The following is a 13,412-nucleotide window of genomic DNA, read 5'->3' on the forward strand; positions in this document are numbered from 1 at the left end:
AGGAGACAACATGTTCAAGAGCACCAAGCAGAGCATTGCCTACGCGTGCGCGGGTCTGGTCGCGCTGGCGGCGTCGGCGGGCGCGAGCGCGGCGGATAACTGGCCCACCAAACCCATCCGCATGGTCATCCCGTTTTCGGCGGGCGGAAACACCGACGTGGTCGCCCGGCTGATTGCGCCGCACATCGAGAAAGCGGTGGGTCAACCCGTCGTGGTGGAAAACCGTCCGGGCGCGGCGGGCAACATTGCCGCGGACTTCGTGGCGCGCGCCGATGCCGACGGCTACACGCTGTTGATGGGGACCGTGGGCACCCAGGCCATCAACTACGCCATCTACAAGGACATCCGGTTCAAACCGGCGGATTTTGCGCCGGTTACGCTGGTGGCGTCCGTGCCGAACGTGCTGGCCGTGACGGCCAGCCTGCCCGTGAAGTCCGTGCAGGAACTGATCGAGTACGGCAAGAAGAATCCGGGCAAGCTGAGCTTTGCGTCCAGCGGCGCGGGCAGCTCGATCCATCTGTCGGGCGAAATGTTCAAGAGCCGCACGGGTGTCGACATGGTGCACGTGCCGTACAAGGGCAGCGCCGCGGCGGTGACGGATCTGGTCGGCGGACAAGTGCATCTGATGTTCGACAACCTGCCGACCTCGCTGCCTTTCATCAAGAACGGCACGCTGCGCGCGTTGGCCGTGACCAGCGCGGAACGCAGCACCAATCTGCCCGACGTGCCCACCATGGCCGAGGCCGGCGTGCCCAATTTCGAGGCGGGCTCGTGGTTTGGCGTGCTGGCCCCGGCAGGCACGCCGGCGCCCATCGTAAACCGCATCGATCAGGCCATCGAGAAGGCCATGGCCGACCCCGATATGCAGAAGCGCGTGATCGAGCTGGGCGCGGTGCCTACCGTCAAGGGTCCGGCGGAATTCAACGCCTTCATCGGCACCGAGATCGAGAAATGGAAAGCCGTGGTGCAAGCCGCCGGCGCTTCCGCCAACTGACGCGACAAACGAGCCGGCCATGCCTGACGAAGACATCAAAGCCTCTTTACGCGCCGCATTTCAGGGGCGCGTGCTGGACGACGCCGACGCCCTGGCGCCGCACCTGACCGACTACCGCAAGCGGTGGACGGGCCGCACCTTGGCGCTGGCGCAGCCCGACAGCACCGAGGACGTGGCCAAGCTGGTGAACTGGTGCCGGGAGCGCCGCGTCGCCATCTATCCGCAAGGAGGCAACACAGGCCTGGTCGGCGGCAGCGTGCCGGACGGCGGCGGACACAGCATCGTGCTGTCGCTGGCCCGCATGAGCGCCATCCTGGACGTGGACCGCTACAACAACACGTTGACCGCGCAGGCGGGCGCCGTGCTGGCCAACGTGCAGGAGGCTGCTGCGCAGGCGGACCGGCTGTTTCCGTTGAGCCTGGGCGCGGAAGGAAGCTGCACGCTGGGCGGCAACCTGGCCACCAACGCCGGCGGGATTCAGGTGCTGCGCTATGGCAATGCGCGGGACCTGTGCCTGGGCCTGGAAGTGGTGACGCCCGACGGGCAGATCTGGAACGGACTGCGCGGGCTGCGCAAGGACAACACCGGGTACGACCTGAAGCAGCTTTTCATCGGCGCGGAGGGCACGCTGGGCATCATCACGGCCGCCACCGTCAAGCTGTATCCGCGCCCCGCCGCGCAGATGACGGCCTTTGCCGCCGTGCCGGACCCGCAGAGCGCGGTGCAACTGCTGTCGCTGGCGCAGTCGTATCTGTCGGCCAGCCTGACGGCCTTTGAACTGATCAGCGGTCCGGCCGTAGAGCTGGTGCTGCAACACACGCCCGGCGCGCGCAGCCCCGTGCCCGCCAAGGCGCCGTATTACGTGTTGCTGGAATCCAGCGACGCCGAAAGCGCAGCCCATGCCACGGAGCGGTTCGAAGCGCTGATGGAAGCGGCCTTCGAGGCGGGCATCGTCACGGATGCGGCCATTGCGTCGACCCTGGCGCAGTCGGCCTCGTTCTGGCAGATCCGGCATCACCTGCCCGAAGCGCAATCCATCGACGGCGAGAACATCAAGCACGACATTTCGCTGCCGATCTCGCGCATCGGGGAATTCATCGACGCCGCGCAGACGGCGGTGCATGGTGTGTTGCCCAATGCCCGCATCTTCGTGTTCGGCCATGTGGGCGACGGCAACCTGCACTACAACGTGTCGACGCCGCCCGGCGCGGATGCGTCGGCTTACCAGGCCATGCGCAATTCGGAGAAGGCGGTTTCGGGCGCGGTGTACGACGTGGTGGCGCGCATGAACGGGTCGATCTCCGCCGAGCATGGCGTGGGACAGCTGCGGGTGGGTTCGATCGGCCGGTACAAGCCGGCCAACGAGATGGCGATGATGGCAAGCATCAAGCGCCTGTTCGATCCGCAGGGGTTGTTCAACCCGGGGCGGGTGATCGCGGCGGACTGACGTCGGCGGTCACCGAAGCACGCCCCTGTGGTGTCGCCTTCGCCTTGGCCTAGACCGATGCCGGGTCCACTTTATTCACGTCGATGTCATAACGGCTGATGACCTCACCGATCTTCTGGCGCGGGACGACGCCCTCGTCAGCCAGCGCCTTGACCGCTGCCAGCACGATGAAATGACGATCCACCTCGAAGAAGGTGCGCAGTGATTCGCGGGTGTCCGAGCGGCCGAAACCGTCCGTGCCAAGGGTGACGAACCGGCGGTCAGTGACGAAGGGGCGGATCTGGTCGCCGATGATCTTCATGTAGTCGGTCGCCACAACGACGGGGCCGGCCCGGTCTTGCAAGCATTGCTGGACGTACGGAATACGCGGCTCGTCTTCGGAATGCAGCAGGTTCCAACGCTCGGCGGCCAGCCCGTCACGGCGCAATTCGGTCAGGCTGGTGGCGCTCCATACGTCACTGGAGATGCCGAAGTCCTGTTCCAGCAGCTCACTTGCGGCAATGACTTCGCGCAGGATCGAGCCGCTGCCCATCAGTTGCACATGCGGCTTGCTGGCCGGCTTCGACACGGCGTCCTGTTGTTGACCGTCCCGCAGCAGGTAGAGTCCCTTGAGAATGCCGGCTTCACTGCCTTCGGGCAGCGCAGGATTCGGATAGTTCTCGTTGAGCAGGGTGATGTAGTAGTAGATATCTTCCTGTTCCGCGTACATGCGCCGCAAGCCGTCCTGGATGATGACCGCCAGTTCGTACGCATAGGTCGGGTCATACGAAACGCAGTTCGGGATGACCGACGACAGCACATGGCTATGGCCGTCGTCGTGCTGCAGGCCTTCTCCCATCAGCGTCGTACGGCCCGACGTGGCCCCCAGCAGGAAGCCGCGTGTGCGCGCATCGGCGGCGGCCCAAGCCAGATCGCCGACACGTTGCAGGCCGAACATGGAATAGAAGATGTAGAACGGGATGGCTGGCAGTCCATGATTGCTATAGGCCGTGCCCGCCGCGATCCAGGACGAAATCGCGCCGGACTCATTGATGCCTTCCTGCAGGATCTGACCGTCCTTGGCCTCCTTGTAGTAGCTCAACTGGCCCGCATCCTGCGGGGTATAGAGCTGCCCCAGGTATGAATGGATGCCGATCTGGCGGAACAGGCCTTCCATGCCGAAAGTGCGCGATTCGTCCGGCACGATAGGAATCACCAGCTTGCCCAGGTTGGGGTCCTTGAGCAGCGTGGTCAGGATGCGCACGAAAGACATGGTGGTCGAAACCCCACGCTCGCCGCTGTCTTTCAGTTGCGTGGCGAAGGCACTGAGCGGCGGCACCGCCAGCGGCGCAACCTTGCCGGAGCGCGACGGAACATAGCCGCCCAACGCGGCCCGGCGTTGTGCAAAGTAGCGGGCTTCTTCGCTGTCGGGCGCGGGTTTCAGGTAGGGCATGTCTTCGAGCTGGTCATCGGGCACCGGCAGCGAAAAGCGATCACGGAACGCACGCACGGCGTCTGCGCTCATCTTCTTCAACTGGTGGTTGATGTTCTGGCCTTCGCCAGCCTCGCCCATCCCGAATCCCTTGACGGTCTTGACCAGGACGACCGTGGGCCGGCCTTCCGTGCTGACGGCCTGCGCGTAGGCGGCATGCACCTTCTCCGGGTCATGGCCGCCGCGTGTCAGCGCCCAGATCTCGTCGTCCGACAGGTGCGCCACCAACGCCAGCAGCTCGGGATACTTGCCGAAGAAGTGTTCGCGCACATAGGCGCCGCTTTGCGACTTGAAGGTCTGATATTCGCCGTCCACGCATTCCATCATGCGTTGGCGCAGCAGCCCGCTCGTGTCGCGCTTGAGCAGATCGTCCCATCCGCTGCCCCACAGCACCTTGATGACGTTCCAGCCTGCGGCCCGGAAGGTGCCTTCGAGTTCCTGCACGATCTTGCTGTTGCCCCGCACCGGGCCGTCCAGACGTTGCAGATTGCAGTTGACGACGAAGATCAGGTTGTCGAGGCGTTCGCGCCCTGCGACCGAGATAGCGGCCAGCGATTCCGGCTGGTCCATCTCGCCGTCACCCAGGAAAGCCCACACCTTGCGGCCCTGATGCTCCAGCAATCCGCGGTACTCGAGATAGCGCATGAACCGCGCCTGGTAGGCGGCGGTCAGCGGACCCAGGCCCATCGACACGGTGGGGAACTGCCAGAAGTCGGGCATCAGGCGCGGGTGGGGGTAAGAGGACAGGCCATCGCGTCCCGCCTCGCGGCGGAAGTTGTCCAGCTGCGCTTCGGTGATGCGCCCCTCCAGATAGGCGCGTCCGTAAATGCCCGGTGCGGAATGGCCCTGGATGTAGACCATGTCGCCGCCGAATGTCTCGGTACGTCCCCGGAAGAAGTGGTTGAAACCCACGTCATAGAGCACGGCGGCGGACTGGTAGGTGGCAATGTGTCCGCCGACGTTGGAATGCTTGCCGGCGCGCAACACCATGACCATCGCATTCCAGCGGATGTAGGCATTCAGGCGCTGCTCGATGCCGATGTCGCCCGGGTAGGCGGGCTGCCGGTCTTTGCCGATGGTGTTGACGTAGGCGCTGGTGACGCGGCCATGCATATCACCGTGCCGGCTGGCGTCGAAGTCGGTAAGCCGGTCGATCAGGTAGTGGGCGCGCGAACGGCCTTCGACCGTCGTGACAGCCTCCAGCGCTTCCAGCCACTCTCGAGTTTCCAGCGGGTCGACGTCGACCAGGGCGAGGGGGTGATTCATGGCGGTCCTCCAGGGAAAATGACGGGTTGAAGCGGGGCTGCGGCCGACCAGCCCGACGGGCGTGGCGCAGTCACCAACATTCAATCCATGAATTGCAAATGCAATCGTATGGGCCGCAATTCTAGTTCAGCTAGAATTGCAAATGCAACTAAAACTCGAAAGGAGCCTGCCATGGCGAAAGACGGAGCGGATCTTTGGTTCTCGTTTGTGCGCGCCCATCGTCTGATGATCCGCGAGGTCGAAAGCCGCCTGGCAGCGGCCAAGCTGCCCGTCTATGCCTGGTACGACGTTCTTTGGGGACTGGAAAGCGGGCCAGGCGGCACACGGCGGATGCACGAACTGGCCGACGCGCTGGCGATCGAACGCTACAACCTCACGCGGCTGGTCGACCGCCTGGAGCAAGAGGGCCTGGTCCAGCGCGCGCGCTCGGCTGAAGATGGCCGCGCCGCGTTCGCCACCATCACGAAGGAAGGCCGCGCGCTGCGCAAGAAGATGTGGAAGGTCTACGAAGGAACCGTTGCCGAAGTGTTTCTGAGCCAGTTCAGTGCAGACGAGCAAAACAAGTTTGCCGCGGCGCTGGACCAGGCCGCTGCCGTTGCCCGCGCGCAAGGCAACTGAAGCTGGCAGGCAAGTTGTTCAAGACATGCAGACGCCGCCTGCCGTCTTGGCGGCGTGAACGCGGGCGAGCGAAGACGCTGCGAGCGCATGGCTGACCTCTGTTGATGGGCCACTTGCACGACGCGGCATCGTGCCATACGATTGCATTTGCAACGATTGCAAATGCAACGATATTCATCGACAAGGATAGACATGACACAGGCCGATCTCGCGTTCTACACCGCAGACACCCCCAACGGGCAGAAGGTCAGCATCTTTCTCAAAGAAGCCGGACTGACCTATGAGCAGTTCGATCTTGATCTTGAAAAGGGCGACCAGCATCAACCGGAGTTCCTCAAGATCAACCCGAACGGCAAGATTCCCGCCATCGTTGATCGAAAAACCGGCCTGGCCGTGTTCGAGTCGGGCGCCATCCTTTCCTATCTGTCGTCGCAAACGGGGTGTCTGCAGCCCGAAACGCAGGCCGAAAGCGTTGCTGTGCAGCAGTGGCTGCATTTCCAGATTGGCGGCATAGGCCCGATGCTGGGGCAGCTGTGGTGGTTTCTGCATGCCTCGACAACGGGAAATGCCGAGGCGATACAGCGATACCGGAAGCAATCGCTTCGGCTTTACCAGGTCGTGGATACCCGCCTGAGCGAATCCGCCTTCATCGCCTCGGAAAACTACAGCATCGCCGATATCGCCGCATTCACCTGGCTGAGGACCTGGGAAGAGTTGGACCTGGACATCAGATCCTACTCCCACGTCCAGCGCTGGCTGGATGTGATCGCTGCGCGGCCTGCGGTACAGGCGGGGCTTCTGGCAAACAAGCCCGCTTCCCGTGCTGCCCCAGACCGTTCTGTCTCCACCGAGGTCTGAGCCATGGCGTGGACTTATCTGTTCCTTGCCGCAGCCTTGGAGATAGTGATGGGTCTTTCGCTCAAACTGAATGCAGGTTGGACGAAACCGGGGCCAAGCATCATCGCCGTGATGGCGGGGTTAGGCAGCATCTACCTGCTGGCGCTGGCCTTGCGCGCATTGCCCATGGGGATGGCTTATGCCATCTGGACCGGCATTGGAACGATCGGGCTGGTGCTTGTCGGCGTGCTGGTGTTTCAGGATGAGATGAACTGGACCCGGGCCTGCTTCCTTGGCCTGGCGTTCATCGGAATCGTTGGACTGCGCTTCTCGGAGGCAGCGGCGTAAGAAATGAACGTCGACAGCTGAGCGCGGCGCCCGCGCGCCGCGCTCAGTGCGTGATCCCGGTCAGTGCGTGATCTTGGTGCCCAGCACTGCCAGGAACTGCGCCATCCAGGCCGGATGCGCGGGCCAGGCGGGCGCCGATACCAGGTTGCCATCCGTGTAGGCCTGGTCGACGGCAATCTCGGCGTAGGTGCCGCCCGCCAGCCGGACCTCGGGTGCGCAGGCGGGGTATGCCGAGCAGGTCCTGCCTTTCAGCACGTCGGCCGCAGCCAGGATCTGCGCGCCGTGGCAGACGGCGGCGATGGGCTTATTGGCCTTGTCGAAATGCCGCACGATCTCGAGCACCTTTTCATTCAGGCGAAGGTACTCGGGCGCGCGCCCGCCGGGGATCACCAGGCCGTCGTAGGACGAGGGCTCGACGCGATCGAAGTCGTAGTTCAGCGTGAAGTTGTGGCCGCGCTTTTCGGTGTAGGTCTGTGCGCCTTCGAAATCATGGATCGACGTGGCCACCGTGTCACCCGCCTTCTTGTCCGGGCAGACCGCATGCACCGTGTGGCCGACGGTCAGCAACGTCTGGAACGGCACCATGGTTTCGTAGTCTTCGGCGTAGTCGCCGACCAGCATCAACAGTCGTTTGCTCATGATTGTCTCCGTGGGATGAGGGTGGCGTCCGGTTGCTTGCCCGCGGATCGGGCTCCGGTTCTTGGTGTTCTTGTCCCATTGTGCCCGCCGCGCCAGCGGGCCAGGTGGTAGCGGGATACCACCGGGCTCCCTCTCTACTCCAGCGCCACCGTCACCGGCTTCGCGTCGAGCAGGTCCACCAGCACCGTCGGATCGATGCCCACCAGATAGCCGCGCCGCCCGCCGTTGATGTAGACCACGGGATACTCCAGCACGTCGGCTTCCACCCACACCGGCATCTTCTTGCGCGTGCCGAACGGCGACGTGCCGCCCACCTGATAGCCGGAATGGCGCTGCGCAACCTCGGGCTTGCAGGGCTCGACCTTTTTCAGGCCGGCCTGGCGCGCAAGGTTCTTGGTGGAGACCTCGCGGTCGCCGTGCATGACCACGATCAGCGGCTTGGCCGATTCGTCCTCCATCACAAGCGTCTTCACGACAGCGTGCGGGTCCAGACCGAGCTGGCGCGCGGCTTCGCCGGCGCCGCCGTGATCGACGTAGTCATACGTGTGTTCGGAATAGGCCACCTTGTGCTGCTTGAGGAATTGGGTGGCGGGCGTTTCGGAGACGTGGCGGGCTTTGCTCATTTTTGTGCCGGTGGGTGGGGAGATGGCGGCGGTCAGCCGCGTGGATGATGGGCCGCGTGCAGCGCCTTCAGGCGTTCGCGCGCCACATGGGTGTAGATCTGCGTGGTGGAAATGTCCGCGTGGCCCAGCAGCATCTGCACGACGCGCAGGTCGGCGCCATGGTTCAGCAGATGCGTGGCGAAGGCGTGGCGCAGCACATGGGGCGACAAGGGCGCATTGACGCCGGCGAGCACAGCGTACTTCTTGACGAGTTGCCAGAACGCCTGCCGCGACATCGCCTCGGCGCGGCTGGTGATGAAAAGCGCATCGCTGACGCGGCCGGCGGCCAATTCGGGGCGTGCCGTGGCCAGGTACTGCGAAATCCAGTGCGCGGCTTCGGCGCCCAGCGGCACGAGGCGGTCCTTGCCGCCCTTGCCCAGGACCACGCGCACCACGCCTTCGTTCAGGCTGACGTCCAAAGCTCGCACGCCGACCAGCTCGGACACACGCAGGCCCGTGGCGTACAAGGTCTCGAGCATGGCGCGGTCGCGCAGACCGCGCGGCTGGCTGACGTCGGGCGCGCGCAGCAGCGCGTCCACCTGTTGCTCGGACAGCGTCTTGGGCATGCGCGGCGGCTGCTTGGCGGCGACCAGCGTCAGGCAGGGATCGCGCTCGGCGCGGTGTTCGCGCAGCGCCCAGGCGTAGAAGCGGCGCAGCGCGGCCAGCCGGCGGTTGGCGGTGGTGGCGCGGGTTTCTTCGTGACGGAAGGCAAACCAGGCCTCGATATCGGCCTTCTGCGCATCGCGGATCGGCTTGGCCGGGCCGGCGGGCAGGATCTGGGCACGCGCCGGCTCGCCGTGCCGGTCGGCCAGTTCCCGGGCGTAGGCGTCGGGGTCTTCAAGCCAGCGGGCGAAACCGGTCAGGTCGCGCCGGTAGGCGGCCAGAGTGTTGGCGGACAGGCCGTCTTCGAGCCACACGGCGTCGATGAAGGCGTCGATATCGGCCTGGGAGGCAAGCGGCTGGCGGGCGGTGGACATGGCGGGATTCTACGGCGCGGCGCGGCCGGGCAGGCGCTCGCCCACGCCTGCGGCGGCGGACTTGAGCCAGGCCTCGAACACCTTCAGGGCATCGGACCGTTCGCTGCGTTGCGGATAGCCGAAGTAATACCCCTGGCTGACCGCCAGCGACTGCGGCACCGGCATGGCAAGCGCGCCCTGGTCCAGCGCGGGCTGCGCCAGAAAGCGCGGCATCAGCCCGACGCCAAGTCCGGCCTGCACCGCCGCCATCACCATGGTGAAGAGCTCGTAGCGCGGGCCGCCAGCCGCCTGCGGTCCATACAGATATCCATTGGCCGTGTACCACTGGCGCCAGGCGTCGGGCCGCGAGGCCAGATGCAGATGCGTCATCCCGGTCAGCGCGCCGCCGCCCTGTTCCGCCACGCGCGCCGCCAATTCGGGCGCGCAGACCGGCACCAGTTCGCGTTCCGGAAACAGCAGCCCACCCTGCGTGCCGGGCCAGAGTCCGTCCCCGTGATACAGCGCGCCGTCGAACGGCTGGTCCTTGAATTGAAACGGCAGGGTGCGCACGGACAAGCTGACGGTGATGTCGCCGTGTTCGCGTTGGAAGTCGGCCAGACGCGGGATCAGCCAGGTGGTGGCCAGCGTGGGCACCACGGCGATGTGGATGCTGCGCCCCATGCCGGTCCGGCTGACGAGACCAAAGGTGTCTTTCTCGATCTGATCAAGATGGTGACGGATCCGGCCGGCGTATTCGGCGCCGTGATCGGTCAGCACGATGCGGCGGCGCACCCGCGTGAACAGTTGCACGCCCAGCCGCGCTTCCAGGCTGGCCACCTGACGGTAGACGGCGCTGTGCGTCAGCGACAGTTCTTCGGCGGCGCGCGAAAAGCTGCCCAGCCGGGCCGAGGCCTCGAACGCCTGCAGGGCCGTCAGATTGGGGATGCCGTTTCTCATGGAAATACCGCCGGAAGTCCGGCCCGCCGCCGTGCGCCCGCATGCGGCGGCGCACCAGCCGCCACGTGCCGGGGGATCAACAGAATGTGCAATTTTATCAATTGCGTTGTGCGCCCAGGGAACATATGCTCGGGAGTTCTACCCTAGGCTAACCACGACACCACCATGCCCCAGCAAGATTCCCGCCTTGGCGGTCACATTCTGGTCGACCAACTGGTCGCCCATGGCGTCAAACATGTCTTTTGTGTCCCCGGCGAAAGCTATCTGGCGGTGCTGGACGGCCTGCACGATGCCGACATCAAGGTCACGGTGTGCCGTCAGGAAGGCGGCGCGGCCATGATGGCCGACGCGCACGGCAAGCTGACCGGCGAGCCCGGCATCTGCATGGTGACGCGCGGTCCGGGCGCCTCAAATGCGCTGGCCGGCGTGCACATTTCCAAGCAGGACTCGTCGCCGATGATCCTGTTCGTGGGCCAGATCGAGCGCGGCATGCGCGAGCGCGAAGCCTTCCAGGAAATGGACTACCGCGCCGTGTTCGGCACGCAGGCCAAGTGGGTGACCGAGATCGATCAGGTCGAACGCATTCCCGAACTGATCTCGCGCGCCTTCCACATCGCCACGTCCGGCCGCCCCGGCCCCGTGGTGATCGCGCTGCCGGAAGACATGCTGGTCGAGGCCGCCAAGGTGGCCGACGCGCCGCGCTACGAAGTGATTGAATCCGCCCCCACCGCCGGCCAGCTGGCCGACCTGGAAAAACTGCTGGCCGATGCGAAGAACCCGGTCGCCATTCTGGGCGGCACGCGCTGGGACGCGCGCGCCGTGCAGGAATTTGCCGACTTCGCACAACGCCATGCGCTGCCGACCGCCGTGTCGTTCCGCCGCCAGATGCTGTTCCCGGCCGATCATCCGTGCTTCATCGGCGACGTGGGCCTGGGCATCAATCCCGCCCTGCTCAAGCGCGTGGCCGACGCCGACCTGATCCTGCTGGTGGGTGGCCGCATGTCGGAAAACCCCAGCCAGGCGTACACGCTGCTGGATATTCCGGTGCCCAAGCAAAAGCTGGTGCACGTGCATCCCGATGCCGCCGAGCTGGGCCGCGTGTACCGCCCTACCCTGGCCATCAACACGTCGCCGTCCGCCTTTGCCGCGTCGCTGGCGGACCTGAAGGCGCCGGCCGCCCCGGTCTGGGCCGACGGCACCAAGGCCATGCGCGAGTCGTACCTGAAGTGGAGCGATCCCGAAACCGTTACCACGCCCGGTGCGCTGCAACTGGGCCAGGTCATGGCGTATCTGGAAAAGACGTTGCCGGCCGACGCCATCATGACCAACGGCGCGGGCAACTACGCCACCTGGCTGCATCGCTTCCACCGCTTCACGCGCTTTGGCACTCAACTGGCCCCCACGTCCGGATCCATGGGCTACGGCCTGCCGGCGGCCGTGGGCGCCAAGCGCGTCTGGCCCGACAAGACCGTGGTGTGCTTTGCGGGCGACGGCTGCTTCCTGATGCATGGCCAGGAATTCGCCACGGCGGTGCAGTATGACCTGCCCATCGTCGTGATCCTGGTGGACAACGGGATGTACGGCACGATCCGTATGCACCAGGAAAAGCACTACCCGGGCCGCATTTCCGCGACCGAGCTCAAGAACCCCGATTTCGCCGACTACGCGCGCGCCTTTGGCGGCCACGGCGAACGCGTGGAAACCACCGAACAGTTTGGTCCGGCCTTTGAACGGGCATTAGCCAGCGGCAAGCCCGCGATCCTGCACTGCTTCATCGACCCGGAAACCATCAGCCCGTCCACGACCCTCGAGAAGATCCGCGAGGCGGCGCTGAAGGCCCAACACTGAACCTTGCACGGGCGGAATAGCCGGCAACCCCACCGGCGGCGCGCCCAGGCGCACCGCCGTGCAAATCCCAACTTGCCGCCCGAATTATTTTAAGTTTAAACTTTCCAGATTCCGATCACGGAAATCCATAGCGGAGACCCAGCATGTCCTCGAACCCCTCATTCCACTGGCAAGATCCTCTGTTGCTGGACCAGCAACTGACCGACGAAGAGCGTATGGTGCGCGATGCCGCCTACGCCTACTCGCAGGACAAGCTGGCTCCCCGCGTGCTCAACGCCTTCCGCAACGAGAAGACCGATCCCGAGATCTTCTCCGAAATGGGCGAACTGGGCCTCCTGGGCGCCACGATCCCCGTCGAATACGGTGGCGCCGGCCTGAACTACGTCAGCTACGGCCTGATCGCCCGTGAAGTCGAACGCGTCGACTCCGGCTACCGCTCGATGATGAGCGTGCAGTCCTCGCTGGTGATGGTGCCGATCAACGAATTCGGCTCCGAAGAACAAAAGAAGAAGTACCTGCCCAAGCTGGCGCGCGGTGAATGGATCGGCTGCTTCGGGCTGACCGAACCCAACCACGGCTCCGACCCCAACGGCATGGAAACTCGCGCCGTCAAGACGGCCGACGGCTACAAGGTCAGCGGCAACAAGATGTGGATCACCAACTCGCCCATCGCGGACGTGTTCGTGGTGTGGGCCAAGTGCGTCGGCGGCGACTTCGACGGCAAGATCCGCGGCTTCATCCTTGAAAAGGGCATGAAGGGCCTGTCGGCCCCCGCCATCCACGGCAAGGTCGGCCTGCGCGCGTCGATCACCGGCGAAATCGTCATGGACGAAGTGGAAGTGTCCGCCGACCAGATGATGCCCGGCGTGTCCGGCCTGAAGGGTCCGTTCACCTGCCTGAACTCCGCCCGCTACGGCATCGCCTGGGGCGCTGTCGGCGCCGCCGAGGCCTGCTGGCACACCGCCCGCCAGTACACCCTGGACCGCAAACAGTTCGGCCGCCCCCTGGCCGCCAACCAGCTCATCCAGAAGAAGCTGGCTGACATGCAAACCGAAATCACGCTGGCCCTGCAAGGCTGCCTGCGTCTGGGCCGCATGAAGGACGAAGGCACCGCCGCCGTCGAAATCACCTCGATCATGAAGCGCAACTCGTGCGGCAAGGCGCTGGACATCGCCCGCCTGGCGCGCGACATGCTCGGCGGCAACGGCATCTCCGACGAGTTCGGCGTCGCCCGCCACCTGGTGAACCTGGAAGTGGTCAACACCTACGAAGGCACCCACGACGTGCACGCCCTCATCCTGGGCCGTGCGCAGACGGGCATCCAGGCGTTTTATTGATCGCCTGCCTCATGTAGCGAAGAAAGCCGCCT

General features: G+C 65.0%; 12 protein-coding genes. 7 read left to right on the top strand and 5 right to left on the bottom strand.

Features of this window, described 5'->3' with window-relative positions:
- Positions 1 to 10: 10 nt before the first annotated feature.
- Together B2W22_RS25945 and B2W22_RS25950 are read left to right on the top strand one after the other, a co-directional pair.
- Positions 11 to 994 (top strand): Bug family tripartite tricarboxylate transporter substrate binding protein, encoded by a 984-nt coding sequence (locus B2W22_RS25945; RefSeq protein WP_175125908.1) that lies wholly within the window; start codon positions 11 to 13, stop codon positions 992 to 994.
- 19 nt (positions 995 to 1,013) lie between these two features.
- On the top strand, positions 1,014 to 2,441 hold the full coding sequence (locus B2W22_RS25950) for an FAD-binding oxidoreductase (RefSeq protein WP_286940105.1): 1,428 nt from the start codon (positions 1,014 to 1,016) through the stop codon (positions 2,439 to 2,441).
- A 49-nt stretch (positions 2,442 to 2,490) separates the two neighbouring features.
- On the opposite strand, the gene aceE is transcribed toward B2W22_RS25950, so the two are convergent.
- On the bottom strand, positions 2,491 to 5,178 hold the full coding sequence (gene aceE / locus B2W22_RS25955; RefSeq protein ID WP_286940107.1) for a pyruvate dehydrogenase (acetyl-transferring), homodimeric type: 2,688 nt from the start codon (positions 5,176 to 5,178) through the stop codon (positions 2,491 to 2,493).
- Positions 5,179 to 5,349: 171 nt separating this feature from the next.
- Here aceE and B2W22_RS25960 point away from each other — a divergent pair, with 171 nt between their 5' ends.
- From B2W22_RS25960 to B2W22_RS25970, 3 genes are all read left to right on the top strand, one after another.
- Positions 5,350 to 5,796, top strand: coding sequence for a MarR family winged helix-turn-helix transcriptional regulator (locus tag B2W22_RS25960; RefSeq protein ID WP_175186428.1), 447 nt, complete (start codon positions 5,350 to 5,352; stop codon positions 5,794 to 5,796).
- Positions 5,797 to 5,988: 192 nt separating this feature from the next.
- Positions 5,989 to 6,654, top strand: a complete 666-nt coding sequence (locus tag B2W22_RS25965; protein WP_286940109.1) for a glutathione S-transferase family protein — start codon at positions 5,989 to 5,991, stop codon at positions 6,652 to 6,654.
- 3 nt (positions 6,655 to 6,657) lie between these two features.
- Entirely contained in the window at positions 6,658 to 6,981 is a 324-nt protein-coding gene (locus B2W22_RS25970) for a DMT family transporter (protein WP_175125903.1), read from the top strand.
- A gap of 60 nt (positions 6,982 to 7,041) precedes the next feature.
- On the opposite strand, the gene B2W22_RS25975 is transcribed toward B2W22_RS25970, so the two are convergent.
- The 4 genes from B2W22_RS25975 to B2W22_RS25990 form a co-directional block, all read right to left on the bottom strand.
- Complete coding sequence (locus B2W22_RS25975) at positions 7,042 to 7,620, bottom strand: DJ-1/PfpI family protein (protein ID WP_175125902.1); 579 nt, start codon at positions 7,618 to 7,620, stop codon at positions 7,042 to 7,044.
- Positions 7,621 to 7,754: 134 nt separating this feature from the next.
- Positions 7,755 to 8,243 (bottom strand): Cys-tRNA(Pro) deacylase, encoded by a 489-nt coding sequence (ybaK, locus tag B2W22_RS25980; RefSeq protein WP_286940112.1) that lies wholly within the window; start codon positions 8,241 to 8,243, stop codon positions 7,755 to 7,757.
- A 32-nt stretch (positions 8,244 to 8,275) separates the two neighbouring features.
- Positions 8,276 to 9,259: a site-specific tyrosine recombinase XerD gene (xerD, locus tag B2W22_RS25985; RefSeq protein ID WP_218343166.1), complete on the bottom strand. Its 984-nt coding sequence runs from the start codon at positions 9,257 to 9,259 to the stop codon at positions 8,276 to 8,278.
- A gap of 9 nt (positions 9,260 to 9,268) precedes the next feature.
- Entirely contained in the window at positions 9,269 to 10,195 is a 927-nt protein-coding gene (locus tag B2W22_RS25990) for a LysR substrate-binding domain-containing protein (RefSeq protein WP_175125899.1), read from the bottom strand.
- Positions 10,196 to 10,360: 165 nt separating this feature from the next.
- Between B2W22_RS25990 and B2W22_RS25995 the strand changes: the two genes are divergently transcribed.
- Together B2W22_RS25995 and B2W22_RS26000 are read left to right on the top strand one after the other, a co-directional pair.
- Positions 10,361 to 12,043 (top strand): thiamine pyrophosphate-binding protein, encoded by a 1,683-nt coding sequence (locus tag B2W22_RS25995; protein ID WP_286940115.1) that lies wholly within the window; start codon positions 10,361 to 10,363, stop codon positions 12,041 to 12,043.
- Between the two features lie 143 nt (positions 12,044 to 12,186).
- Positions 12,187 to 13,380, top strand: coding sequence for an acyl-CoA dehydrogenase (locus B2W22_RS26000; protein ID WP_056570859.1), 1,194 nt, complete (start codon positions 12,187 to 12,189; stop codon positions 13,378 to 13,380).
- The last annotated feature ends 32 nt before the right edge of the window (positions 13,381 to 13,412 follow it).

Source organism: Achromobacter sp. UBA4530, assembly GCF_002388205.1.
Taxonomy (GTDB): domain Bacteria; phylum Pseudomonadota; class Gammaproteobacteria; order Burkholderiales; family Burkholderiaceae_B; genus Achromobacter; species Achromobacter animicus.